This is a genomic window from Leucogemmata humicola (assembly GCF_055379415.1).
Window position 1 is genome coordinate 1,198,755 of sequence record NZ_AP040875.1, and the last position, 24,827, is coordinate 1,223,581.

At 63.6% G+C, this 24,827-nt stretch carries 28 protein-coding genes; 13 read left to right on the top strand and 15 right to left on the bottom strand.

Going from position 1 to position 24,827, the window contains the following annotated elements; genetic code table 11:
• Positions 1-28: 28 nt before the first annotated feature.
• A complete protein-coding gene (gene acs, locus AC6H4Z_RS05005; RefSeq protein WP_497545636.1) occupies positions 29-1,993 on the bottom strand; it encodes an acetate--CoA ligase in 1,965 nt (654 codons plus the stop codon).
• Positions 1,994-2,017: 24 nt separating this feature from the next.
• Positions 2,018-3,238, bottom strand: a complete 1,221-nt coding sequence (locus AC6H4Z_RS05010; RefSeq protein ID WP_497545637.1) for an alkaline phosphatase family protein — start codon at positions 3,236-3,238, stop codon at positions 2,018-2,020.
• 63 nt (positions 3,239-3,301) lie between these two features.
• On the opposite strand from AC6H4Z_RS05010, the gene ccmA reads away from it, so the two are divergent.
• From ccmA to hemC, 6 genes are read left to right on the top strand one after another with little or no spacing between them, the layout of a single operon-like run.
• Positions 3,302-4,045: a heme ABC exporter ATP-binding protein CcmA gene (gene ccmA, locus AC6H4Z_RS05015; protein ID WP_497545638.1), complete on the top strand. Its 744-nt coding sequence runs from the start codon at positions 3,302-3,304 to the stop codon at positions 4,043-4,045.
• Positions 4,042-4,737 carry a heme exporter protein CcmB gene (locus AC6H4Z_RS05020; RefSeq protein WP_497545639.1) on the top strand — a complete coding sequence of 232 codons (696 nt, stop codon included), beginning with the start codon at positions 4,042-4,044 and terminating at the stop codon, positions 4,735-4,737. Before ccmA ends, AC6H4Z_RS05020 begins: the two co-directional genes overlap by 4 nt.
• The gene (locus AC6H4Z_RS05025; protein WP_497545640.1) at positions 4,734-5,462 is read left to right on the top strand and encodes a cytochrome c biogenesis protein; all 729 of its coding nucleotides are present in this window, start codon (positions 4,734-4,736) and stop codon (positions 5,460-5,462) included. Before AC6H4Z_RS05020 ends, AC6H4Z_RS05025 begins: the two co-directional genes overlap by 4 nt.
• Positions 5,452-5,580, top strand: a complete 129-nt coding sequence (locus tag AC6H4Z_RS05030) for a hypothetical protein (protein WP_497545641.1) — start codon at positions 5,452-5,454, stop codon at positions 5,578-5,580. The genes AC6H4Z_RS05025 and AC6H4Z_RS05030 overlap by 11 nt, the downstream gene beginning before the upstream one ends.
• On the top strand, positions 5,577-7,088 hold the full coding sequence (cobA, locus tag AC6H4Z_RS05035) for a uroporphyrinogen-III C-methyltransferase (RefSeq protein ID WP_497545642.1): 1,512 nt from the start codon (positions 5,577-5,579) through the stop codon (positions 7,086-7,088). The genes AC6H4Z_RS05030 and cobA overlap by 4 nt, the downstream gene beginning before the upstream one ends.
• On the top strand, positions 7,072-8,037 hold the full coding sequence (gene hemC / locus AC6H4Z_RS05040; RefSeq protein ID WP_497545643.1) for a hydroxymethylbilane synthase: 966 nt from the start codon (positions 7,072-7,074) through the stop codon (positions 8,035-8,037). Before cobA ends, hemC begins: the two co-directional genes overlap by 17 nt.
• Here the strand turns inward: hemC and AC6H4Z_RS05045 are convergent, their stop codons facing one another.
• The gene (locus AC6H4Z_RS05045; RefSeq protein WP_497545644.1) at positions 8,038-8,805 is read right to left on the bottom strand and encodes a DUF4249 family protein; all 768 of its coding nucleotides are present in this window, start codon (positions 8,803-8,805) and stop codon (positions 8,038-8,040) included.
• A 16-nt stretch (positions 8,806-8,821) separates the two neighbouring features.
• Positions 8,822-9,934 carry a TonB-dependent receptor gene (locus AC6H4Z_RS05050; protein ID WP_497545645.1) on the bottom strand — a complete coding sequence of 371 codons (1,113 nt, stop codon included), beginning with the start codon at positions 9,932-9,934 and terminating at the stop codon, positions 8,822-8,824.
• A 72-nt stretch (positions 9,935-10,006) separates the two neighbouring features.
• Here AC6H4Z_RS05050 and AC6H4Z_RS05055 point away from each other — a divergent pair, with 72 nt between their 5' ends.
• A complete protein-coding gene (locus AC6H4Z_RS05055; protein ID WP_497545646.1) occupies positions 10,007-10,162 on the top strand; it encodes a hypothetical protein in 156 nt (51 codons plus the stop codon).
• 50 nt (positions 10,163-10,212) lie between these two features.
• Here AC6H4Z_RS05055 and AC6H4Z_RS05060 read toward each other — a convergent pair whose 3' ends face one another.
• Genes AC6H4Z_RS05060 through AC6H4Z_RS05070 form a run of 3 tightly spaced genes read right to left on the bottom strand, consistent with a single transcriptional unit; the run spans position 10,213 to position 12,690 of the window.
• A complete protein-coding gene (locus AC6H4Z_RS05060) occupies positions 10,213-11,214 on the bottom strand; it encodes a TonB-dependent receptor plug domain-containing protein (protein ID WP_497545647.1) in 1,002 nt (333 codons plus the stop codon).
• Positions 11,211-12,086, bottom strand: coding sequence for a FecR family protein (locus tag AC6H4Z_RS05065; RefSeq protein WP_497545648.1), 876 nt, complete (start codon positions 12,084-12,086; stop codon positions 11,211-11,213). The genes AC6H4Z_RS05060 and AC6H4Z_RS05065 overlap by 4 nt, the downstream gene beginning before the upstream one ends.
• Before the next feature lie 34 nt (positions 12,087-12,120).
• Positions 12,121-12,690, bottom strand: coding sequence for an RNA polymerase sigma factor (locus AC6H4Z_RS05070; protein ID WP_497545649.1), 570 nt, complete (start codon positions 12,688-12,690; stop codon positions 12,121-12,123).
• A gap of 58 nt (positions 12,691-12,748) precedes the next feature.
• Here AC6H4Z_RS05070 and hemB point away from each other — a divergent pair, with 58 nt between their 5' ends.
• The 3 genes from hemB to AC6H4Z_RS05085 are packed head-to-tail and all read left to right on the top strand — an operon-like array spanning position 12,749 to position 15,339.
• On the top strand, positions 12,749-13,732 hold the full coding sequence (hemB, locus tag AC6H4Z_RS05075; RefSeq protein ID WP_497545650.1) for a porphobilinogen synthase: 984 nt from the start codon (positions 12,749-12,751) through the stop codon (positions 13,730-13,732).
• A gap of 3 nt (positions 13,733-13,735) precedes the next feature.
• On the top strand, positions 13,736-14,800 hold the full coding sequence (locus AC6H4Z_RS05080) for an aldo/keto reductase (RefSeq protein ID WP_497545651.1): 1,065 nt from the start codon (positions 13,736-13,738) through the stop codon (positions 14,798-14,800).
• On the top strand, positions 14,797-15,339 hold the full coding sequence (locus tag AC6H4Z_RS05085) for an inorganic diphosphatase (protein ID WP_497545652.1): 543 nt from the start codon (positions 14,797-14,799) through the stop codon (positions 15,337-15,339). The genes AC6H4Z_RS05080 and AC6H4Z_RS05085 overlap by 4 nt, the downstream gene beginning before the upstream one ends.
• A gap of 71 nt (positions 15,340-15,410) precedes the next feature.
• Here AC6H4Z_RS05085 and AC6H4Z_RS05090 read toward each other — a convergent pair whose 3' ends face one another.
• The 8 genes from AC6H4Z_RS05090 to AC6H4Z_RS05125 all read right to left on the bottom strand — a co-directional run bounded on the left by AC6H4Z_RS05090 (position 15,411) and on the right by AC6H4Z_RS05125 (position 21,937).
• Complete coding sequence (locus AC6H4Z_RS05090) at positions 15,411-16,052, bottom strand: DUF1707 SHOCT-like domain-containing protein (RefSeq protein ID WP_497545653.1); 642 nt, start codon at positions 16,050-16,052, stop codon at positions 15,411-15,413.
• A 42-nt stretch (positions 16,053-16,094) separates the two neighbouring features.
• Positions 16,095-16,790, bottom strand: a complete 696-nt coding sequence (locus AC6H4Z_RS05095; protein ID WP_497545654.1) for an aquaporin — start codon at positions 16,788-16,790, stop codon at positions 16,095-16,097.
• A 141-nt stretch (positions 16,791-16,931) separates the two neighbouring features.
• Positions 16,932-18,194 (bottom strand): beta-ketoacyl-ACP synthase II, encoded by a 1,263-nt coding sequence (gene fabF / locus AC6H4Z_RS05100; RefSeq protein ID WP_497545655.1) that lies wholly within the window; start codon positions 18,192-18,194, stop codon positions 16,932-16,934.
• Between the two features lie 25 nt (positions 18,195-18,219).
• Complete coding sequence (locus tag AC6H4Z_RS05105) at positions 18,220-18,738, bottom strand: SRPBCC family protein (RefSeq protein WP_497545656.1); 519 nt, start codon at positions 18,736-18,738, stop codon at positions 18,220-18,222.
• Positions 18,735-19,430, bottom strand: coding sequence for a methyltransferase domain-containing protein (locus AC6H4Z_RS05110; protein ID WP_497545657.1), 696 nt, complete (start codon positions 19,428-19,430; stop codon positions 18,735-18,737). The genes AC6H4Z_RS05105 and AC6H4Z_RS05110 overlap by 4 nt, the downstream gene beginning before the upstream one ends.
• A gap of 4 nt (positions 19,431-19,434) precedes the next feature.
• Positions 19,435-19,914, bottom strand: a complete 480-nt coding sequence (locus tag AC6H4Z_RS05115) for a flavin reductase family protein (protein WP_497545658.1) — start codon at positions 19,912-19,914, stop codon at positions 19,435-19,437.
• Between the two features lie 19 nt (positions 19,915-19,933).
• A complete protein-coding gene (locus AC6H4Z_RS05120; protein ID WP_497545659.1) occupies positions 19,934-21,172 on the bottom strand; it encodes an NAD(P)/FAD-dependent oxidoreductase in 1,239 nt (412 codons plus the stop codon).
• A 9-nt stretch (positions 21,173-21,181) separates the two neighbouring features.
• Positions 21,182-21,937 carry a DUF92 domain-containing protein gene (locus AC6H4Z_RS05125; RefSeq protein WP_497545660.1) on the bottom strand — a complete coding sequence of 252 codons (756 nt, stop codon included), beginning with the start codon at positions 21,935-21,937 and terminating at the stop codon, positions 21,182-21,184.
• 93 nt (positions 21,938-22,030) lie between these two features.
• Between AC6H4Z_RS05125 and AC6H4Z_RS05130 the strand changes: the two genes are divergently transcribed.
• The 3 genes from AC6H4Z_RS05130 to AC6H4Z_RS05140 all read left to right on the top strand — a co-directional run bounded on the left by AC6H4Z_RS05130 (position 22,031) and on the right by AC6H4Z_RS05140 (position 24,821).
• Positions 22,031-22,669, top strand: coding sequence for a hypothetical protein (locus tag AC6H4Z_RS05130; RefSeq protein ID WP_497545661.1), 639 nt, complete (start codon positions 22,031-22,033; stop codon positions 22,667-22,669).
• A 24-nt stretch (positions 22,670-22,693) separates the two neighbouring features.
• Positions 22,694-23,875, top strand: a complete 1,182-nt coding sequence (locus AC6H4Z_RS05135; RefSeq protein ID WP_497545662.1) for a M24 family metallopeptidase — start codon at positions 22,694-22,696, stop codon at positions 23,873-23,875.
• Positions 23,876-24,179: 304 nt separating this feature from the next.
• Positions 24,180-24,821: a carboxypeptidase regulatory-like domain-containing protein gene (locus AC6H4Z_RS05140; protein ID WP_497545663.1), complete on the top strand. Its 642-nt coding sequence runs from the start codon at positions 24,180-24,182 to the stop codon at positions 24,819-24,821.
• Positions 24,822-24,827 lie beyond the last annotated feature (6 nt).

Here is a 24,827-nt window from a genome sequence, read left to right on the forward strand (position 1 = left end):
CACAAGCCGTACCAGCCGGGTACGGACGTCAACTTTCCTGCGCTTCGTACTGGTCCTTCAGACTCGCCACCACGTTCGGATCGGCCAGCGTCGTTGTGTCGCCGAGTGCTCGTCCCTCGGCAATGTCCCGAAGCAGCCGCCGCATGATCTTGCCCGATCGCGTCTTGGGTAGATCCGCGGAGAAGAGAATGTCGTCCGGTTTGGCAATAGCGCCGATCTTTTCGGCCACGAACGAACGCAGCTCTTCCCTCAGTTCCAGACTGGTCTTGAAGCCTTCGCGCAACGTGACGAAGGCCGCCAGCGCCTGGCCCTTGAGCTCGTGGGTCTTACCGACCACGGCCGCCTCCGCCACCGCTGGGTGCTCGACCAGGGCGGACTCGACCTCCATGGTGCCAATACGGTGTCCAGCGACGTTCAGGACGTCGTCGACGCGGCCCAGGATCCAGTAAAAGCCGTCGTCGTCGCGTTTTGCGCCGTCGCCGGGGAAGTAGAGGTCGGGCCGGCCAGGCCACTTGGAGAAGTACGTCTCGACGTAGCGTGCATCGTCACCCCAGATGGTGCGCAGCATCGACGGCCACGGACGTGTGATGGCCAGCAGTCCGCCACCGACCTTGATCTCGTTTGCCTTGGTGTCGAGGAGCGCGGCGGTGAATCCCGGAAAGGGGGTCGTCGCGCTACCGGGCTTCGTTTCGGTAATACCAGGGAGCGGTGTGATGGCGATCGCACCGGTTTCCGTCTGCCACCACGTGTCGACGATCGGGCAGCGATTGCCGCCGATCTTTTCGCGATACCACATCCATGCTTCGGGATTGATCGGTTCGCCAACGGAGCCGAGCAGGCGAAGGCGTGAGAGATCGTGCTTCGCGGGCCAATGGTCGCCCCACTTCATGAACGCGCGAATGGCTGTCGGCGCCGTATAGAGAATCGTCACGCCGTAACGTTCGCAGATCTCCCAGAAGCGATCCTTCTCCGGCCAGTCGGGCGCGCCCTCGTACATGACGCACGTCGCACCGTTGGCGAGCGGCCCATAGACGAGATACGAGTGACCGGTAACCCAGCCGACGTCGGCGGTGCACCAGAACACGTCGTCGTCCTTGAGATCGAAAACGAGCTTCGTCGTCGCCGTGACGCCAACGAGATATCCACCGGTCGTGTGGACGATTCCCTTCGGCTTGCCGGTGGTGCCCGATGTGTAAAGTGTGAAGAGGACGTCTTCGGCGTCCATCTTCTCGGGTTCGCACTTGGGGCTCGCGTCGCGCATCAGGCGATGCCACCAGTGATCACGACCTTCCTTCATCTCGGCGAATGACTCGTCTCCGGTCGCGCCGGCGCGACGCTGAACGACGACGACGCGTTCGATCGTCGGACACTCTTCGAGCGCCTTGTCGGAGTTCCGCTTGAGCGGAACGATGCCGCCGCGGCGATATCCGGCGTCGGCAGTGACGAGAACTTTGGCCTGTGCATCGTTGATACGATCGCGCAGCGATTCAGGCGAGAAGCCGCCGAATACCACGGAGTGAATCGCGCCGATGCGTGCGCAGGCGAGCATCGCGATCGCGACTTCGGGAATGAGCGGCATGTAGATCGCCACGCGATCACCACGCTTCACACCGAGTTTCTTGAGCACGTTCGCGAACTTCTGCACTTCGACGTACAGGTCCCAGTACGTGAGTGTGCGACGATCGCCCGGTTCTCCTTCCCAGATCAGCGCAGCCTTGTTGCGGTTCGCCGTGCGGACGTGTCGATCGATGCAGTTCACCGACACGTTGAGCGTGCCGCCAAGGAACCACTTGGAGTGCGGTGGCGTCCATTCGAGCACCGTATTCCACTTCTCGAACCATTCGAGTTCGTTCGCCTGCGCTTCCCAGAATGCCTCGGGATTCGCCGCCGCCTTGGTGTAGATGGCGGGATCGGATACGAGCGCGTCGCGGCGGAATTCGGCCGACGGCGGGAATTTGCGATTCTCGGTGAGAAGTGCGTCGATCTCAGACATGTGGCAGGACGAGGGAAGCGGGAATCAGGGAGCGCGAAGGCCGAAATCCGGTAGAGCGGTTGTAAGAGGATTCTTAAGGCCGAGTAGGTGGATCAACAGTTCGTGCAAAGTACGGTTCTCTCGAACGCCGAGTCGAGTACCGGGAAGGAAATCCGGGCCTGCGGCGAGGAAGATGCCCATCATCTCCGGCGTCGTCGACTCGTAGCCGTGCTCGCCCAGCGTATACACCGCGCGCGGAACGGTCCCGACGAATTCGTAGCCAGGATCGGCGAGCAAGAACAGATCGCCAAAGCGGCGGCTCTGTTCGGTTTGCCACTCCGGCGGGAAGCCACCTGGCCGAAAGAGCCGCATGTGCGGGATTGCCTTTCGCAGAGCAGTGGCGAGCGAGTCGAGATTCACCGTTGGGCCAGCGGGATCTTGCCAGATCGAGAGCGTCGCGTGCTCGTCGTCGACCAGCACGCCCGCTTTTGGCAGGAGGCTGTCGACGTCGATGTCGTGGTCGCGTGGAACGGAAACGAGGCCGTGGTCCGACACAACGATCAAGTCGATGTCGCTACGCCCGAGCCTCGACAGTGAATCGCGCAGTACACCGAGAATTCGGTCGGCATTTCGCACGCCGGCAAAGGCTTCGGGCGAATCCGGCCCATAACGGTGCCCGGGCACGTCGACGACGGGCGAGTAAAGCATCACCAGATTCGGACGCTGCGCCGCTGGGAGCCGCAGCCAGTGCATGATCTCGACGATCTTCACCGAGTCAGGTACGGTCGCGTCGAATGGATGCCAGTAGCTCGGCCGAATGCCTTTGATCTCGGCCTCGGTGCCCATCCAGAAGTACGCCGCGGTCCTGAGTCCCGCACGTTCGGCCGTCACCCAAATCGGTTCGCCGCCAAACCAGGTCCCGTCGTTCGCCGATGTGCGCAGAAAGGTGGCTTTACGAACGGGATCGAAGAACGAATTGAGCGTGATTCCATGCTGGCCTGGCGTAAGGCCGGTGGCCATGGAGTAGTGATTCGGGAAGGTCTTCGACGGGAATTCCGGGCGGAATGGCGCCCGGACGCCCTCCGACATCATGCGCCGGAAGTTCGGGAGCGTGTCACGATCGAGAAAGCGATCGCCGAGCGCGTCGAAGGACACCACGACGACGGTCGGGGGCGGGCGCCGCACCGGGGTTTGTGCACCGGACGGAAACGCCGTGAATGTCGCCGCGGCGAGCGCACAGGCGACCAGGGAACGCCGTGAAGCCATGCGCGGACAATACAGGGCAAAGCGCGAAGGGTGAAGGGCGCTACGAACGCTTATCTTTGTCGCATGGCTCCGACCTCCCCGGCGGTCGAGGCATCTGGCATTCGCCGGAGCTTCGGGCGCCGCCGCGCCGTAGACGGCGTGGACCTCACACTCAATCCCGGCGACTGTCTCGCGCTCTTCGGTCCGAATGGCGCGGGAAAGACGACGCTTCTTCGGGTGATCGCGGGTCTGCTGAAGCCGTCTGCTGGCACGGTGCACGTCGACGGTCGCGAGGTCCGTGGCGATGCGTCGGCTCGCGGGGAAGTGGGCCTGATCTCGCACCAGAGCATGCTCTATGGCGCGCTCACGGCGCGCGAGAACGTGGAGTTCGCCGCGCGACTCTACGGGGTGACGGATCCGCAGGCTGCAGCCATGCAGGCGTTGGAGCGAATCCGGATCGCCGACCGCGCCGACACGCGCGTGCGCTCGTTGAGCCGCGGCATGCAGCAGCGCGTGTCGATCGCTCGGTCGATCGTGCACGAGCCCAGAGTGGTGCTCCTGGACGAACCGTATACGGGTCTCGACGCGGCCGGCGGCGCGGCGCTCACGGACATGCTGCAGTTGCTTCGCGCCTCCGGTGCCGCTCTCGTGCTCGTGACGCACAATGTCGAGGAAGGCCTCGCAATAGCGTCGCACGCGGCGATCATGATTGCGGGCAAGATCGTCCGTCAAAACGAGTGCACCGCGCTCGAGCATCGAACCTACCTCGCCGAATACCGAGCGCTGGTCGTTGGCGGCACGGCGGGCACAGTGAGTGTGGCGCAATGATGGACCGACGCCCACCTGGAGTTCTCGCCGCTGCATGGCTCGTCGCGCGCAAAGATCTGGCGATCGAGTTTCGGACGCGAACCGCGTTTCTCTCCGCGTTGGTCTTCGCGGTCCTCGCGATCGCGATCTTCTATTTCACGTGGGACGAATCGATCATCACCGCCGCCGACCGCGCTCCGGGTGTGCTCTGGGTCGTGCTCACGTTCTCGGCGCTGCTCGGACTCCAACGCTCCTTCAGCCTGGAAGAGCACGATCGTGGCATCGACGCCCTGCTCGTCTCACCGATCAGCCGTGAGTCGATCTACCTCGGCAAGGCGTTCGGCAATCTAGTTTTTCTGACTGCCGTGCAGATCGTGGCGATTCCGGCGCTCGCACTGTTTTACAATCTTCATCTCGGACGATCGATGCTGATCGTCTCGGGCATCGTGCTGCTGGCGATGATCGGCATCGTGGCCGTTGGCACGCTGTTCAGCGCCATGGCCGTGAACACTCGGCTCGCCGAGTTGTTGCTGCCCATGCTCAGTCTTCCGTTCTTCGTGCCGGTTCTGCTCTGCGGCGCGCAGGCGGGCAACCTCGTTCTCGCTGAACGGCCCATGGCCGAGGCGATGCCCTGGTTGAGGATTCTGGTCGCGTTCGACATTGTGTTCGTCGTCGCATGCACGCTCGCATTTCCCTTCACGCTCGAAGAATGACACCCGCTGCTCCCCGCGTTCATACACCGCCACCGCTCGAGGCGAAGCCGATCTTCGATTGGTTTTTCGCGTTCGCGGTGCTGCTCGTCATTGGTATCTACGTTCGCGCGATTTACTTCACGCCGATCGAAGCGATTCAGGGTCCGGTCCAGAAGATCTACTATCTGCATGTGCCGGCGGCGATCGCTGCGTACACCGCAGTGAGCATTACCGCACTCGCTTCGATCATCTATCTCTGGCTCGGCGACCAACGTGCCGATCTTCTCGCTGCTGCGGCAGCGGAAGTCGGGCTGATGTTCATCTTCGTCGTGCTCACGACGGGACCGATGTGGGCGAAGCAGCAATGGGGGGCGTACTGGGTGTGGTGGGACATGCGACTCACGCTCACGCTGTTTCTGGCGTTCGTGGTTGCGGCGTATCTGGTGATGCGCGGTGCAATCGAAGACGAAGCGATGCGCACGCGCTACTCCGCCGTGCTTGGGGTTCTTGCGGCGCTGCTCATCCCGTTCATCCATCTCAGCGTATACCTGTTTCAGGCGCGTTTGCACCCGATGCCGGTCGCGCTGAAGCCGGGCCAACCGTCGATGTCGCCCGAGATGATGTGGACGTTCTTTCCGTCGATGATCGTGTTCACGATCATGTGCATCGCTTTCATTCGCGTTCGCTATCGAATCAGTGTGTTACGCGAGCTCGCCGCCGAGGCAGGAGACTACGATGCAGCTTGATTCGACACAGACGTATCACGTCGTCTATGTGTGGGTGACGATCGTGTACGTCGCGTACACCGTCTCGCTTGCCGTACGTGGCCGCAAAGCTCGTGACGCGTCGCGCCGGTCTGGATGAGCGGCATCGTCTATCTCGTTGGCGCGGGACCAGGTGATCCCGGGCTGCTGACGCTTCGCGGTGGTGAGCTGCTCGTGATGTGCGACGCGATCGTTTACGACGCGCTCGCGAATCCGGCGCTGCTCGCGCTCGCGTCGGTTCAAGATCGTGCCGCGCCCGTGGAGCTTCACGATGTGGGCAAGCGCGGCGGCGCGAGCGAATCGGCGTCGCAGGACGAGATCAACGAGCTGCTCGTTCGGCTGGCGCGCGAAGGAAAGCGCGTCGTGCGGCTCAAAGGCGGCGACCCGTTCGTCTTTGGGCGAGGCAGCGAAGAGGCGCAGGCGCTGGCCGACGCGGAGATTCCGTTCGAGGTCGTGCCAGGCGTCACCGCGGGCATCGCCGCGCCAGCGTACGCGGGAATCCCCGTCACGCATCGCGGCGCGTCGACATCGGTCACGTTCGTTACCGGGCATGAGGATCCGTTAAAGGCAACGAGCACGACGGATTGGTCGGCACTGGCGCGAGCCGGCGGAACGATCGTTTTGTACATGGGCGTGAAGACGCTGCCAAGCATCGCGGCAGCGTTGATCGCCGGCGGGAGGTCTCCCGAGACTCCAGCGGCCGCGGTGCAGTGGGGCACGCATCCGCATCAGCGCACGGTCGCTGCCACGCTCGCGACGCTTGCAGACGCGATTGCCGAGAATGGACTGTCCGCGCCCGTGATTACGGTGATCGGCGACGTCGTGTCGCTGCGCAATGAAATCGCCTGGTTCGACACGCGCCCGCTATTCGGCAAACGCGTGGTCGTAACGCGCGCGCGATCGCAAGCAGCGACGCTCAGCGAGCGCCTCGCCGCGCTGGGCGCGCAGGTGATCGAGATGCCGGCGACGCGCGTGGAGTTGCTCGATCCCGCACCGCTTCGTGCTGCGCTCCAACGACTCTCGGAGTACGGTTGGGCTGTGTTCACCAGTCAGAACGCGGTGAAAATCTTCTGGGATGCGCTCCGAGAGGACGGGCGCGATGCGCGCGCTCTCGCGGGCGTGAAGATCGCCGCGGTGGGACCAGCGACGGCGGCAGCGTTGCTCGATCGCGGGCTGGCCGTGGACGTGTCGCCAGAGCGATTCGTCGCTGAAGCGCTCCTCGATGCTCTCCGGGATCGTCGCGACGTCCGTAGTGTGCGCGTGCTGTACGCCGCGGCGGAGGGTGCGCGCGAGACGTTGCAAGACGGTCTCGAGGAACTCGGTGCCGTGGTCGATCACATCGTGATGTATCGCTCGACGGTCGACGGTGAGGGTGCGGCGACGCTCCGCGACCGTCTGCTGAATGGTGACGTCGACCTGGTGACGTTCACGTCGGCGTCGTCGGTCAATGCATTCGTGGATGCCGTAGGTGCTGACGCGGCTCAACGCGCGCCGGCCGTCACCATCGGACCGATCACGACTGCTGCGGCACGCGCTCGCGGCCTCGAAGTGCGAGCGGAAGCCGTGCATTCGACCATCTCTGGACTCGTTGATGCCACGCGATCATAGTCCGTTAATTATCGCGACGCGTGCGTCGGAGCTGGCGCTGCGGCAGGCGCGTCAGGTGCAGCGCGCACTCGACGCGCGTGGGATTGCGTCGGAGCTCAAGACCTACAACACAGTTGGCGATACGAAGCTCGACGTGCCGCTGAGCGCCATCGGCGGCAAGGGACTGTTTACCCGCGAGCTCGAGGTGGATCTGGCGAATGGCCGCGTGCACTGTTGCGTGCATTCGCTCAAGGATCTGCCCACGGAAATGCCGAGTGGTCTCGAGATCGTAGCGCTGCTGAAACGCGAAGACCCGCGCGACGTTCTCGTGGTGAATGGCGACATCAGCGCCGCCTCGATCGCCGAACTTCCGGCAGGCTCGCGTGTGGGGACGTCGAGCCTTCGCCGTCGCGCGCAGCTCGTGGCAACGCGCCGAGATCTCGACGTCGTCGAGCTGCGCGGTAACGTGCCGACGCGGATCAAGAAGGTCGATGACGGACGCGTTCACGCGGCGATTCTCGCTGCGGCCGGACTGCATCGCCTCGACGTAGCGCAGCGCATCACCGCGTATCTCGACGCGCCCCAATGGCTACCGGCTGCGGGGCAGGGCGCCATCGCGATTCAGATCCGCAGCGACGACGCGGAATCGCGCGCCGTGTTCGAAGCACTCGCCGACCGCGACACGATGATCGACACCACGGCCGAGCGTGCGTTCCTTGCGGGGCTCGAGGGCGGGTGTCAGGTGCCGATTGGCGCGCTGGTCGTTGGCGCCGGCACGTCGCGCGTGCTTCACGGCTTCATCGCCGACGTAAATGGCGAGCAGTCTTTGCGAGGCGAGTTGGCGGTCGACATCGCCCATCCGGAAATTACTGGAGCGCGACTCGCGAAAGATCTGCGTGAGCGCGGCGCCGCGGGGATTCTCGCCGGGCTACATCGGGCCGAGCAGGTGCCGTCGCCGCAGCCGGAGTAGCTAGCGAACGAAAACCGTTCGCGTTTCGATGGGCATGAGCGAGCCAAATACGCCCGTTGCTCCGTCGAGGTGCACGATCAGCCCTTCGCCGGTGAAGAAATCGCTGCCCTTTCGAAAGAAGTCGTAATAGTTGCGATCGACGGCGCTGACGACCACGCGATGCGTGATTCCCGCGTAGAACACCGGCTGATCTGATCCGCGCGCGGTTCCGGGAATCGTGATCGACGTGTCGGCGAAGAGATTGTACGTCGCACGACTCGACGACACCGTCACTTCGTATCCGATCGCACCAGCTACCCTGGGCCAGTTCAGGGACAGGGAGTCGCGCGCATGATCGAGTGAATCGACGACGCCCGAAGTCGCCACGGGCCCGCGCTGAGGCACCGTCGTGCTGCCGCTGACCTTTCGGCCGTCGGGCAGCGTGATCTTCAACGCGTAGGTGCCGCCGGGGATGATCGCGACGCCATATGCCGAGAGCGAAATGCGATAGACTGACGTAACGCGCGGCTCCGTCGAACGCACCGCGATGAGTGTGCTATCCTGGATCTCCTCGGCGACGAGCGCCCGCCCATCCGGTGCAAAGATGGTGACGGATGCGCCACTGACGGCCTTTTGCAGCCGAATGGCGCCGGTGGTCGTCTGAACGATGATGTATTGATCGCTCACCGACGGATCGAGCACCGCCTGCACGATGATCGCGTTCGCGCTGGGAGAAATGAACTCCTGATCGACACACCCCACGGCGATCAGCGACGCGAGAACGAGCATCGCGCCCCGCCAGTGACTAGTAGACAATGCGCACCCCGAACGTTGGAACGAACGGAAGATTCGGAAACGACGCTCGATCTGGTCGGCCAGTGAACGAATAGACGTAGGCTGCTGGATTGTGCGCGTTGAGAACGTTCATGACGCTCAGGTACGGCGCGACCGATGCGCCAAACGCGTGACCTGAGCGGGTGACGCTGAAGTCGATGCGGTCGTACCAGGGCAAGCGCGCCGAGTTACGTGCGCCCGGAAGGCTCTGCTCGTCCGTGTTGATTGGGTCGACGACCCACCGATGCGTCGCGGCGTCGTATCGCGGCCGCGCGAAATTGCCGAGCACCGGCGTCGTCGGAAGCCCGCTCGCGATGTTCGCTCGCGCGCCAATCGTGTACGAACCGGCGAGCCAGCTGCCCACGAGATTCAGGTTGTGTCGCCGGTCTTGTGTCGGGAAATATCGCCTACCATCGGGGTCGATCCGCGTATTGAAGGAATATGAATACGAGATCCATCCGCTGAACGGACCTCCGTCGAGCTGACGCAGAAGAACGTCCAAACCGTACGACGAGCCCTGAGTTGGGACAAACTCGTCGTTGGCGATTCGCGGATCGTCGTCGGTGTTCGGTGTGAGTAAATCGTGAAAGCGCTTGTAGAACGCTTCGACATGGAACAATCGCGTCGGCGTAGCCCATCGCTCGAGACCAACGGACACGTCCTGAGCGCGCGAGACCGGCGTGGCCGAGTCGCTGCCCACCCAGTACGAGAACGGCTGGATCGGCTCCTCCTCGCGTCCGAGCGAGTGGATCCACTGCGCGTAGCTTCCCGCTGCAGCGGTCACTGCCGTCGTAGGCGATACGAAGTACTTGGCCGAGAGGCGCGGCGACAATCCCGCCCATCCCACCGGGCTCACCGCATCGAAACGCAGCCCACCCTCGATGAGCAATGACGGCTTTGCGCGCCAGAGCTCATCGACGAATACACTCGCCGACTTGTCGATCATCGCGAGGGAGTCCGTCGGAATCAATCCGCCGAGATCTGAGAGTCCGACGGCGGAGTGATAGGCGATGTCCTGACGCCCAAGCTCGTAACCAACCGTATGCGTTAGCGTCTTGCTGTAGAACGTCGCGCTGCCTGCCACGCGATCGTCCGTAACGGCGTCGGACGCAAACGCCAACGAATTCCAGATGTCCGCACCATTCGCAAACCGCGTGTGCGAGAAACGCTGCTCGAGTTTGCTGCTGTCGAAGGCAAAGCCAAAGATGCGAGCATTGGCGGTCGACTTCGCGAGCGTCGCTCCAACGACGCTGTTGCCCCAATTGCCGCCCGTCGCTTTGCCCAGCGTGTCCGTCGACGCGGCGACGTCTAGGCCATCGTACGCAGTCAGCGAGAAGCGAAGTCCGTCGTCAAACCGCCGCGTCAGATGCCCTGGATATCCTGGAAGTGATACGGAAACCCATCCTTCTGGAAGAGATTGACGACTGCATCCGCGTAGGTGCGTCGACCCGCGACCATCCAGGTGCCGCGACCATCGGCGAAAGTGCGGCCGGTCGACCCGGTCGCCGAGGCGAGCGATACCTCCATCGTGCCGTGGTAGTCCGCGCTCGTCGGCTCGGCGGACGAGACGTCGAGCACGCTCGATAGTCGTCCGCCGAATCGCGCCGGGAGACCACCTTTGCGGAGGTCGACGCGGCCCACTGTCGGATCGATGAACGTGCTGAACATGCCGCCGAGGTGGAATGGGCTATAGATGGGATAGCCGTCCATCAGAATGAGATTCTGATCAGCCTCGCCGCCGCGCACGTTGAATCCAGCAGACCAGTCGCTTCGCGCTTCGATGCCAGGAAGCGTTTGCACTGCGCGCAAAACGTCGGGTTCGACGAACGACGGCGTGTTGCGAAGCGCATCTCCACCCATCGATACGTTGCCGATTGTCTCCGTCGACTCGAAGCGCTGTCGCTCGATCGAGCGTGCCTCAGAGCGAACCGGCGGCAGCGCCACTGCAGCGCGTGTTGTCGAGTCCGACGGCGGCGTCTTCGCCGTCACCGGCATCGTCGCGAGTTCACCAACCACGAGCTGCCCTCTCGACGATACGCGAACTCTCAAGCGGCTGTCAGTTGCAATCTCGATGAGTGCGACGGCTGCGGTGCGCGAGTGCGCCACGATTGTCAGTCGAGTCGAAAGGCCGCCGATGCGCGGATCGAAAGTGACATTCAGCCGCGCCAGTGTGGCGATGCGCGTGAATGCTGCCGCCGCCGTTTGGCCAGTAAAGCCATCGACGATGATCGTCCGCAGCTCGGGAATTCCGTTGCCGTCGCTGCGAAGATTCGTGAAGGCAGAGTCAGGCTGCTGCGCGAAGCTTGTTTGTGATAGAACTAGAAAGGCACCGCCGGCAACGGCAAGACGAATGGAGAGTCTCATTTGCCGCGCGGTGAGAGAGTAATCACGCGGCCAACCCGCTCGGCGCGGAGTCCGAGTGAAGCGCCCAGCGCTTCGAGCACACCCGATAGCGAAGGGTCGTTATACACCGCCGTCACTCGCCGCCGCGCAAGCGAATCTGCTGAGAATCGGATATCGACGTCGAACCACCGACCGAGTTCGGCCGAGACAGAACGCAATGATTGGTCGACAAAGACGAGTCGTCCTTCAGTCCATGCGGCGCGCGTCGAGGCACTGTTGTCGTTCCTCTGGGCGACGGAACCATCCAACGCGACGCGGCCGACGTCGCCAGCGCGAAGCTCTAGCGCGCTCCGTGAAGGCGTCGTCGCACTCGCGAGTGACACCGCGCCCGCGGTCACCGACACATCGACGGTGGAATCGCCGGGGTACGCACGCACGACGAAGTCGGTACCAAGATCGGTCGTGATCGCATTGCTTGCGCGCACGACGAATGGCCGAATCGAGTCGTGAACGACTTTGAACTCGGCGAGACCCTTCAGCTCGATCGAGCGCGCCGAACTGGTAAGCGTATACCGCACCGTCGACGACGGACCGAGAGTGACGACAGAATTGTCTGACAGCCGAATCGATGCGCGCTCACCAGCGGCGGTCGACGCCGTTCGCGTTTCCAGCCGTGGCGAGGACGCGAAGCGCCACGTCAGGCCCGCGACAATCACCAACGCAGCCGCGGCAAGCCACGGCGCGGTGCGTCGTCGCCATGACGGTGGCCTCAGCACCCTCGGCAATTCGGCGTCGAGGCCTTCGATTCGCGCGTGGAGGCGCGCCCACTCCTGATCGGTGCGCCAGGCACGCCGACGGGGAGTATCTGAGTCAGGCCCAGTATCGTGGTTCATGCAGCCACGACCCGGATGTGCGGAAAACCCCTACCTACTCGGGCAGGATCGTCGCTGCGTCGGCGTGAGACGCGAGCATTTCGCGCAGCTTTCGCTTTCCCGTCGCCACGAGCTTTTCCGCACCTTTGGCAGAAATGCCCATTGCCTCGGCCACACCGTCGATCGACATCTCGTGGTCCCACCGTAGTACCACGGCAAGCCGAGTGCGCGGCGGGAGGTTGTCGATCGCACGGCGAAGGGCTACGCGTCGCTCGTCGAGTTCCAGCGACTGATCGGGCCGTGGTGCTGGCGCAGCGATTCCGGCGACGTCCGGCCGGGCGTCGATCCACAGGGCCCAGCGTCGCACGACCGATCGATGCCGAAGATGGTGAAGGGCGCGATTGCGCGCCGCGGCGAAGAGGTACGCACGAAGCGACCTCGCCGCGAGCTCGCGCCGCTTGATCCACAGCACGAAGAAGAGATCCTGCACGATCTCCTCGGCGATGGCTTGGGATCGCACGTAGGTGTCTACGACCTCGCACAATGGCGCGTGAAAGGTTCGGAACAACTCCTCGAATGCCGTGGTATCGCCGGCCCGAATTCGATGAAGAAGCTCCTGGCCCATGTTCACCTAGATACGCCGAGTGGATTGGAGCAGCAATAGCAGCGGTTACCTTTTCAGGGTGCCAAAGTTCCCAGACTATCGTCCGCGACGCCTCCGTCGCACTGCCGCGCTCCGGAAGCTCGTTCGCGAGACCTCGTTACTTCCATCGCAGCTCGTCCTGCCGGTGTTCGTTCGCTCGGGCTCGGGCGTTCGCACGCCGGTGCCGTCGATGCCAGGCGTCGACCAGACGTCGATCGACGAAATGCTCCGCGATGCGCACGCTGCCGCGGAAGCAGGCGTCGGTGGAATTCTGTTATTCGGGATTCCTGATCGAAAGGACGCCACTGGGTCCCAGGCCTGGAACGACGAGGCGCCGGTGCAGCAGGCGGTCCGTGCGCTCAAGCGCGAGGTTCCGAAGCTCGTCGTGATCACCGACGTGTGCCTGTGCGAGTACACCGATCACGGGCACTGCGGCGTGATTCGCAATGGCGACGTCGACAATGACGCGACGCTCGAGCTCCTCGCGCGCGAGGCCGTCTCTCATGCGAAAGCGGGTGCGGACATCATTGCGCCGAGCGACATGATGGATGGACGCGTCGGCGCAATCCGACGTGCGCTCGACGCAAATGGCTTTGGCGACAATGCCATCATGAGCTACGCCGCCAAGTACGCGGGCCCATTCTACGGTCCATTTCGCGAAGCCGCGGAGTCGACGCCGCAGTTTGGCGATCGGCGCAGCTACCAGATGGACTCGGCGAATTCCGCGGAAGCGCTGCGTGAGGTCGCGCTCGACATCGACGAGGGCGCCGACATGATCATGGTCAAGCCGGCTGGTCCGTTTCTCGACGTGATTCATCGCGTGAAGCACGAGACCGGGTATCCGGTGGCCGCGTACCAGGTGAGTGGCGAGTACGCTATGATTCAGGCAGCCGCCGACCGCGGCTGGATCGATCGCGAGCGTGTGATGATGGACTCGCTGCTTGGAATCCGGCGCGCGGGAGCGGACATCATCATCACGTATTTCGCACGCGAAGCGGCTGCGCTGCTTCGGCGGGAGCTCTAGAGAATGAAGTACCGCACTTTCCCGGGAACCTCGATCCGCGTGAGCGAGATCGGTTTCGGAACGTGGACCATCTCGACCGGCTGGTGGGGCGAGAAGACCGACGACGAAGCTGTGTCGATGTTGCGCCGCGCGCTCGACGATCACGGCGTGACGTTCTTCGATGCCGCCGACGCGTATGGTAACGGGCGCTCGGAGCGTCAGCTCGCCGAAGCATTTCGTGGCCGTCGCGACGAGGTCGTACTGGCCACGAAGGTCGGTTACGACATCTACGACGAAGAGGCACAGAAGGCGCGGCGCGGGCAGAATGAACTGCCAATGCGTACGGATCCGGCATTCATTCGCTTCGCCGTCGACAAGTGTCTCGAACGTCTCGAGACGGACTACATCGACGTTTTGCAGCTGCACAACGCGAAGATGGAGCACGTGCGCGACGCCGAGCTGTGGGGCACGATGCGCGACCTGCAGCGCGAGGGAAAGATTCGCGCGTGGGGCGCGGCGTTCGGTCCGGCGATCGGTTGGCTATACGAAGCCGTGGAACTCGTCGAGCGTGAGCCGGACATCAATACCATTCAGATGATCTGGAACGTGCTCGAGCAGCATCCGGGCACACCAATGATCGAGGCGGCGAAGGAGCATGCACCGAACTGCTGCTTCAACGTTCGCGTGACGCACGCGTCGGGGATGTTGGAAGGGAAGTACACCGTCGACACGGTTTTCCCGGATAACGACCACCGTCGTCATCGTCCGCGGTCCTGGTTGATCAACGGCGTTGAGAAAGTTCGTACGCTCGACTTTCTCACTCGCGACATGACGTTGGGTCAGGCGTCGCTCAAGTGGCTGCTCGAGGAGCCGCGCATCGTGACGACCCTCCCGAACATTTACGACAACGAACAACTCGCCGAGTTCGCCCAGGCGAGTGATAAACGAGACCTTTCACCGCAGGAAATGGAACGCGTGGCCGAGTTGAACGAGCGGAATTTCGGGGTGACCGAGGAACCGATGTCGTACAAGGGCACGATGCATCGCGACCCCTCTTCCCGCTCACCGCTTCCCGCCTCCCACTCATGATCAATCTCTGGCGCGATCTTCCGCCCGGCCGTAGTGCCCCGGAAGAAGTCACTGCAGTCATCGAAATTCCGTTCGGTAGCCGCAACAAGTACGAGCTCGACAAGGCGACGGGCCTGATGAAGCTCGACCGCGTCCTCTATTCGGCGGTGCACTATCCCGGCGACTATGGCTTCATTCCGCGCACGCTGCACGAAGATGGCGATCCACTCGACGTCATTGTGCTCGTCAAGGAGCAGACGTTCTCGGGCTGCATGATCGACGTCCGCCCACTCGGCGTGCTGAAAATGCTCGACCGCGGCGAACCGGACGACAAGATCCTCGCGGTGCCGCTCCACGATCCGTACTACGAAGAGTTCTTCGACATCGCCGACATTCCGCGGCACGTGTTGAAGGAAGTCGAATACTTCTTCTCCACGTACAAGGATCTCGAGGGCAAGCGCGTTCAGATCCGCGGCTGGGAAAAGAGCGACGTCGCGATGCAGGTGATCAACGAGTCAATCGAGCGGTACGACACCACGTACCTGCGCGTTGGACCGTAAGGCGTCGGGCTGATTTTTTCGAGGCTCGCCGGCATTCCGAGTCAATGCGGAACGGAGCCCGCGCCGTTCCGCTAGTCGTCGTCATCCTCGAGGACCAGCGGATCCTCTCTCCGCCGAACGACGACGTTCACGTCGGCCATCAACGCGAAGCCGGTAAGGCGAATCGTCGGCGTATTCGCCGGAACGGGGAGCCCGCTCGCCACTTCATCGGCGCGACTTTGCACGCTGGCCATCACGGAGTGCGCGTCGACGATCACCCGCACTCCCGGCGGCACAATCACCTTGATCGACGCCATCACGGCGCGCATTTCGATCTCGGACACGCCCGGCTGCAGCACGGCGTTCGTCAAGTCGATGCGCGTGTCCGACATGACGGCGAGCAGCTCCAATTTCCGAGCGAGCGCCCATCGGCCAACGCGCTTGGTCGTGCTCATCAGCGAGAGCAGCCGCGCGTTCGGAACTTCGTACGTCGCCGGCACTCCGCCGCGACCCGGAACCACATTGGCTCGAACGAAATCCGCCGGCACCATCGCCGACTGCTTCAGGTCGGCGGTGATCGTCTCCAACTCGCCGACATTCGATGCGCGATAGACGCGCTCGATCCGCCGCTCGAGGTCTTCGATGGAGATGTCGTCATTGGCAAAGTGCGCGGAGAGCTCTTCGATCTTGAGCTCTCGCGCGCGCGATAGCGACGGAACGGGAACGTCTGCCATGGCTGTAAGATACTCGCCGCCGTGGCGACGCGGTTACGGCGGTCAGCCCTTTGCCGCGTCGAGCTCCGCTCCGTGGGGCATGAACAACTTGTCATACAGCAGCGCGGCCAGGCAGCCACCCAGCAGCGGTCCCACCCAGTAGGCGGTCTGTCCCTCGAAAATGTGCGTCACGACGGCCGGGCCGAACGAGCGAGCCGGGTTCATCGAGCCACCCGTCAGCGGTCCGATCGCCAAAATGCCCGCGGTCACGGTGAGTCCGATGGCAAAACCGCCAACCTTCGGTCCGCGCGGATCGACGGCCGTCGCAAACACGGTGAAAACGAGGAAGAACGTCGCAATCGCCTCGAGCAGAATCGCCTGGACCAGATTGATGTCCGCCGAGATGCTCTGGCCGCCGAGTCGAGTGACGGCGACGATGTTCGCCGGATAGAGCGCCTTGAGCGCGTAGGCCGCGATGATTGCACCGGTGAACTGAGCAATCCAGTAGACCACCGCCATCATGGGCTCTATGCGTCGCGTTACGAGGAAGCCGGCGGTGACCGCAGGATTGAGATGTCCCGAGATGCGCATTGTCCCGGTGACGAGGATCGCCAGGATGAGTCCATGCGCGAAGGCGATATTCACGACCGCGGCCTGCACCTGCAGCAGCGGACTCGTGATGATCGTGCCGCCACCGATGAACACGAGTGCGAAGGTGCCGATGAACTCGGCCATGAAGTAGCGCCAGGCGTCTTTCATGGAGGAAGAGGGAAGCGGGAAGAGGGAGCGGAAAACGGCGGCAGTTCTGTGCCGCACTCCGCTATTCGACGGTTCAAGATGCGCGGTCCTGGCGCCAACGCAACCTCGAAACCATCAACTTCTCACCTCTCCCGCTTCCGGCTAAACCCTATTCAGCACGATTGCCGCGTTGATTCCGCCGAAGCCAAAAGAATTCGACAGGATATGGTCGACCCTCGCTTCTCGCCCAGTCGACGGGATGTAGTCGAGGTCGCACCCATCGTCTGGCTGTTCGAGGTTGAGCGTTGGGGGGAGCCAGCCGCGTTCGATCGACAGCGCGCAGATGGCCGCCTCCATGGCGCCCGAGGCGCCGAGCGCGTGACCGTAGTACGCTTTCGTGCTACTCACCTGCAGCTTCGCAGAATGATCGCCGAAGACTGAACGAATGGCCCGCGTTTCCGTGGGATCGTTGAGCGGCGTGCTGCTGCCGTGCGCATTCACATACTGAATCTCGTGCGGCTGTACGTGCGCGTCGGCGAGTGCACCACGCATGGCGCGAGCAGCCTGTGAGCCGTCAGGACGGGGAGCGGTCATATGGTGCGCGTCGCTGGAAAACGCGTAACCGCTGATCTCGGCGTAAATATTCGCGCCGCGCGCCTTCGCGCGTTCATACTCTTCTAATACGAGAACCGCCGCGCCTTCGCCCATGACGAAGCCGTCGCGTTGGCGATCGAACGGTCGCGACGCGTGCGACGGATCGTCGTTCCGGGTCGACATCGCGCGGATGATCGCGAACGCCCCGAAGCAGAGCTGATTGAGTGGAGCTTCCGCGCCGCCACAGATCATCACGTCGGCATAGCCGTCGCGGATCTGACGAAAGCCTTCGCCGATAGCCATCGTGCCCGACGCGCAGCTCATGGCATTCGTGCTGTTCGGACCCTGCACACCGAACTCGATTGCCACGTTGCAACTCGCTGCGCCGGCGAAAACGTTGGTCGCGAGCGTTGCCGACACCGACTTGAGTCCCTGATTCTTGAAAACGAGGAACTGCTCCTCCGCGTAGCCAACGCCGCCGAGCGCACTGCCCATCATTGAGCCGATGCGCTCGCGATCTTCTGCTTCGAAGCGCAGCCCGGAATCTTCGACCGCGAGCCGCGCTGTTGCGACGGTGAATTGGCCAAATCGATCGAGGCGTTTGACGCGCCGGTCTTCCAGGAAATCGGCGGGTGCAAAATCGATTTCGGCCGCGATCTGGCTGCGATAGATCGACGCATCGAAGCGCGTCACCGCGCGCACCGCCGACCGCCGGCTCTGCAGTCCACTCCACAGCGCATCGCGCGTGATTCCGATTGGAGTCACCGCGCCAATTCCGGTGATTACCACGCGCCGCACCCCGCCCGCTCCGTTCCCGCGCTGGTCAGCCACTCGACACCTCGAGACGTGGTTCGTGCTACGACATGCCTTCCGCCGCTGCTGCGAGTCCGGCCAACGTGCGTGATGCGATACCGTGCACGAACACCGGACCAATCACTCCACGGGCTGCTGCGTCACCAATCAATGGCCACGCGGGTCCGTTCCATACGTGAACGATGCGCACGAAAGTGCCGCCGTCCATAGGCTCAAAAGTCCATTCGACATCCATTCCCGACGTCACGCCGCGAATGTGCCGAAATCGAATCGACGGTCCAACGGATGACCCCGGTTGGCTGACGGTCATCAACGACGTCCACCACGTTGGCCAATCGATCGCACCGAACGGCCGATTCGCCGACATCTCCACTGTTCCGCCTCCGTCGCTCCGTCGCTCGTGAAAGCGCACGAAGCGATAGTGGCCCAACACCAGCGGCCATCGCTCCACGTCCGCGGCGAGTCGAAAGATCGTCGCCAACGGCGCACGAACCTTCAGCTCATCGACGGTCGTCATTCGGCGATCCACCGGCATGGCGCCCAGATTGTGCGGCTCGCTCATGTGCCCCGCATCGGAGACCAGTGGACCGTCAGGCGGAAGCCAAGCCGTCGTTGCACGTGCGGTGCCACGCCGACGGCGTTCGTGACGAGATGACTGAGTTCGTGACTAGTAAACCCTCGCAGCACCGAAACGACACCATCATGGCGCGTCACTGGGTGAAAGCGTAAGGGAAATGAAACAAGCCAGAATCCGGCGGCTGCAAGCCAACTTCGCCGTAGATCGGAAATGATCACCGCGTGCCGAGCGACTCTATCGAGTTCACGAATGAGCGCTTCAGCGTCGGCGTCGTCGAAATGGTGAAGCAGCTGCGAGCACAGCACGACGTCGATGCTGTGGTCCGCGAAGGGTAGGGCATGCGCGTCCGCGCACACGCCATACGTCACCTGCCCGCGCGATGCATTGACCAATGACACCGCGCCGTCGATACCGATCGTCGTGAGCGATCGTCCAGCCGCGCTCGCTTCGTCGGCGAGTCGACGCGGAATGTCGCCGAGCCCGGATCCGACGTCGAGCAGCGTAGCCGACGCGCCGAGCGTCGACAGAATCTCTCGCGCTTCGAGCACCGCGGCCCGAAGCCCGCCAAGCCATCGATTGGACCGTGTCACGTCGCCGATCGACCGCTCCCGAATTCCGGGGTCGGTCGCCGGGTCGTCGAGAATCTCGACCCCTCGGCGCCGTGACGGCGTCAGCACGACGTCATCGCTCTAGTAGCGCGTATCCGCCGCGGTAGTACAACAACGGCCTGCCCTCGAGCGGCGTGGCCCGATCCACTTCGGCAATGAAGATCGTGTGATCTCCCGCTTCGAAGTGATGGAGTACGTGACACTCGAGGTGCGCCAGCGCGTCGGTCAGCAGCACCACGCCGTTCTCACCGCGCGTGTAGGCGATTGCATCGAAGCGCGTCGACCGTTCGGCGTCGGTCGCGGCAAAGCGCCGCGAGTACGCCTCCTGGCTCGATGAGAGAATACTGACGCCAAAGGTGGGATGTCCGAGCAGCAGCTCGTGCATCGACGCGGCGTGGTCTACACACACGAGCACGAGTGCCGGCTCCAGACTCACCGAGCAAAACGCGCTCACGGTCATGCCGTGATCGTTTCCCTCGTCGTCCCGCGACGTAATGATCGTGATTCCGGCGGCGAGTCGTCCGAGGACGGAGCGGAAGGTATCGGCGTCCAAAGAAGGAGGGTTTGAGGTTTTAAGGTCGTTGTCTTCCAAACACACCCCAAAGGTACGTCAGCCGAATAATCTCGCGAGGCGGCACGAAGTTGCCGGTCACACCAATGAGCAGATCGGCAAGGTCTTTCCTCGCCGACAACCCTCGCGCGGCCCGGTTGATGAGTGGCGCAGCGCCGACCACCGCGCCGATGACGCGTTCAACGAGCCACTTGCCGCCAAACTCTTTGCGGCGTGCGGCGTCATACTGTGCGAGCGCGCGATCGGCGAGCGCCGGAGCCGGCGCAGCGAGTGCTTCACGCACCCAGTCGGCGAGCATCTCGCCGCCGCGCAACGCGGCGTAAATGCCTTCACCGGTGAACGGATCGAAGAAGTCGGCCGCGTCGCCAACCAAGGCAGCTCCGGGGGCGAATGCACGTTTGGCGTGCGACGCGAAGGGCCCTGTAGCCACGACCGGAGTGGCCTGTGTCGCCCGCGTGAAGCGTGCCGCGAGGTGCGGATGTGCGCGAAGCCACGCATCGAGAAAGGCCGCGCGATCGCCGGAGAGCTCGTGCGATCGCGCCGCCGGAATCACGAGCGCCACCGTCGTGAGCCCATTCCCCACGTCGGCGATTCCGACGTACCCGTCGCGCTCGACGTGCATCTCGCCGTGCTCGCCTACATCGTCGACGTCGCGGTAGTGCGTGACGAGCGCCAGACGACGCGGCCACCGCAGTGAATGCGCGAGGCCAAGTCGCTTGGCAATGAGAGATCGCAGTCCGTCGGCGCCGACAATGACTCGCGCACGTTGTTCGCTTGTGCCATCTGGTCCGAGTGTCTGCACGTACATCTCACGACCACTCGGCGTACTCTCTGCGCGCACGCCCGTCACGCGCACGCCTTCGGTGACACGCGCTCCCGCGGCGCGCGCGCGGTCGAGCAGAATCGCATCGAGTACTTCTCGTCGGACGGAGAGTCCACGATCGCGAAAGCCGGAAAAACCATGGCCGGCCACGAAGTCGCCCGCGATCACCGCGCCGTTCGGTGCGCGGACGCGAACGCCAGACAGCGCTGCCGCCCCCGACGACTCGACCGCATCGAGCGCGCCCATGTCGAACAGAATCCGCGACGCCTCGGGACTCAGATACTCGGCGCAGGGCTTCGGACGCGGAAAGTGTGCGCGGTCGACGATCTGCACGTCGACGCCGGCGCGTGCCAGCGCAAACGCGAGCGACGAACCCGCCGGCCCTCCACCGACGATGAGAACGTCCGCGTCGACCATTCAGGAACTCTATCGTGACAGGAGCGCGGCCAGCAGGCCGCCCAACGCGCCGCTCAAAAAGTTGACGATGTCGTTGTCCAACCACCCGAGTCCGCGCAACGCGCGCGTTTCAGCGCCGCAGTCGTGCGTCAGGCGTTCGGTTTCACGGGTGCAGGTGTCACACCAACGACGCGCCTGCAGTGTGGCGCCGAGCACGGAGTCGGCGACTGCGCCGGCAACTCCGCCGATCATCACGCGGATGGCGACCTCGAGCGTCCAGCCGAACAGCGCGGTCAAGGCGCCGATGAATACCGCACCAGCGATCATGGCCAGCGTGCCTGCCAAAGACACGCCTCCGGACGTGCCGACCGGCACGCGTCGCCAATTCAGAATCGAGCGTGGTTCGCCGCCGGCGAGCGTACCGACTTCCGTCGCCCATGTATCGGCTGCCGACGCGGCCAATGCCCCCGCGCCGAGCGCGATCCAGCGCGCGTCGGGGCGAAGGAGCATCGCGAGGGCCGCGCCGGCAAACATTGCCCCGTTGGCGAGCACCTGTATCGCGTCGCGCTCGCCACCCTTAGCGACGATCGACGCGGTGCGCGCCTCCTTTCTGGCGCGCCCGAGGTGCGATAGCGCGGTCGACGATGCGAAATAGCTGATCAAGAGCGCGCCCCAGTTCCAACCCGCGGCAATCGCGAGCGTGCCGATCACCGTGGCGGTGCCTGCGCCCCCGTTCGACAGCGACCGCGTTCGACGGGCGAGCAGTGCTACGGCGGCCGCGATCACGAACCCGATAAGTGTTCGTGTTAGCAACGGTTTCCGCCTTGTAGGGTCCGCCGACTACGGCTAGCTTCGCTCCTTGCCCTGCTTCCGACGGAAATGCTTGCCACTGTTGACGCTCTCCTTCCGCTTAGTCTCCTCGAAGCCGTTCGTAATGTCGATACGCCGAGCGATCAGCTCGACACTGAGTACGTCGATGAACTTCGAAACAAGCGACTCGGCCTGAGCGACACGATTTACGCTCAGATCAAACGGCATAGCGAAGCGGTTCGACGGGGACAACGCACCGGACAGGACGAATCGATCGCGCTCGCGCGCTTGATCGGACGTCGCCCTGACGCCGAGGCGGTATTTCGCGCCGCTGGCCGGTACATGGCGCGCCAGTCGTACCACACGATCTCTCCGGTCACGCGGAAGTTCATTCGGCTCGTGCCGTCCGCGGCGGCTCGGCCCCTCGCCTATCGCCACGCGCGGAAGATCGCGGCGAGGTATCTCAACGGCAACGTGCGGCGAGTGGGAACGTTCCTGCTGTTCGACGTGCCGCGCTCGATCACGCTCGGCACCGCGCCGGGTGGCGTTGGCTGCACATACTACGAAGCATCGTTGCGCGAGCTCCTGCTGCTGCTGGTTGGTAGCATTGGTGGCGTCGAGCACGTTCGCTGCAGTGCACGCGGTGAAGGTGTGTGTGAATGGCGGGCCGACTGGCGATCGTTCGACCGTACTGCGGGCCTGACCTAACCCGAACCTCCAAGCGAGTTGGCAATGCTGACTTCTTCGACGCTTCCCGACGTACAACGCGCACTGGCCGATGCGGGCGTCGATGGTTGGTTGTTGTACGACTTCCGCGGCACCAATCCCATCGCGGCCGGGATGATGCGCCTCGAAGGTATGACATCCCGACGCGCCTTTGCGTTCGTGCCCACGCGCGGAACACCGGTGGCACTGACCCACGCGATCGAACAGGGACCGTGGCGCCATTGGCCGGCTGAGTGGTCGAAGGAGATCTACTCCTCGTGGAAGAGCCTCGAGGGCACGCTGGCCAAGCACATTGCCGGCAAGCGCGTCGCCATGGAGTACTCCGCGGGCGACGCCGTGCCGTATCTCGATCGAATTCCGGCGGGTGTGCTCGAGATGGTTCGCGCGACGGGCGCGACTGTCGTGTCGTCGGGCGAGCTCGTGTCGCGGTTCTACGCAACGTGGAACGCCGACAACATCGCATCGCATCTGCGCGCGGCCGAAGAGATCGCAGTGATCGGGCAGGACGCGTTGCGCCTCGCGGGCGAACGTTCACGCAGCGCGACGCCGATTACCGAACACGAGTTGATGGGTTGGATTCAGCAACGCTTTCAAAAGACAGGACTGGTCACCGATCATGGGCCGAACGTCTCGGCGGGTGCCAACGCCGCGAATCCGCACTATGAGCCGACCGCTGCATCGCCGCGCGTCATTCGCGATGGCGAGGTGTTGCTGATCGACCTTTGGGCGCACGAACCCAACGGCGGTGTGTGGGCCGACCAGACGTGGATGGCGACGCTCGGCCAGCCGTCGATGCAGGCGTTAGAGATCTGGGATGCGATTCGCGATGCACGCGACGCGGCGATCGCCCTCGTTGTCGAGAAGACGCGGGCCGGCGAGCCGTTGCGCGGTGCCGATGTCGACGACGCGGCGCGCAAGGTCATCGAGGAGCGCGGCTATGGTCAGTACTTCACCCACCGCACTGGCCACTCGATTGATCCGCGTGACCTGCACGGCTCCGGTCCGCACCTCGACAACCTCGAGACGCGCGAAGAACGGCTGCTCGTGCCAGGCGTCGGATTCTCGATCGAACCCGGGATCTACATCCCCGGCAAGATCGGCATGCGCACCGAGATCAACGTCTATCTCACGCCGGGCGAAGCAGTGGTGACGCCGAGAGAATATCAGCGGGATCTGCTGGTGGTCTGAACGGCGTCGGCCGCTCGCACCGTTTGCACAAAGATCTTCGTGATGCCACGACTGTGACGTGTCCGGCGTGTGGCGCGTCGTTTGCCCCCATAGCCGTCAGTCGCCCTTACACGTCGTTGGAGTCGTGATTCGTATCAGCGCTCGCTCGAGCATCGCCGTTCTGTTCGCTCTCTGTATCGCGAGCTGTTCCAAGGGTACGCCGTCCAAAGGCGACTCGGGGACGCGCGCCTCGTCCGGAACCGATCGGCGCGATTCAGCCGCCGGGAACGTTGACTTGAGCGCTACGTCGTACAAACCTGGCCCCATGAGCGCAGTGGGATCGGTTGAAGGCGTCATCAAGCTCGACGGCACGTCGCCCGCCGACACCGCTCCAACCGCCAGCGGTCAGCCGGCGTGCGATGTCGCGACCGAACCCGTCGGCGCGTCTGGCGATCACGCAAACACCGTCGTATGGATCGCCGATGCCAAAACCGGAAAGCCGCTTCCTATCGATCGGCGGATCGAGATCTCGACCGAACACTGCGTGATCGATCCGAGAATTCAGACCGCTGTCGTCGGTTCGGGCATCAACATCTTCAATGACGACCGGCTGCTGCACAAGCTCGTCTTCACTCGCTCGGGAACCAACGACACCGTTGCGGTGATGCCGTTCTTCAACGAGGGACAGCTCGTCGCGAGCACCGCGCTGGCGCAAAAGCCCGGCGTCATCGAAATCCGATGCACGCAGCACGCGTGGATGCACGGGTTCATTCTCGTGTTCGATCATCCGTACTACGCCGTGACGTCGAGCGACGGAAGCTTCAAGATCGATTCGCTGGCGCCGGGCTCGTACAAGCTGATGGTCTGGCACGAAGGGGCCGCCAAGCCGCTCGAGAAAACGATCAAGATCACGGCCGGCGGAACTGCGCGCGCGGACGCGTCGTTGGCTCTCGACGCGAACAAGTAGCCGGCG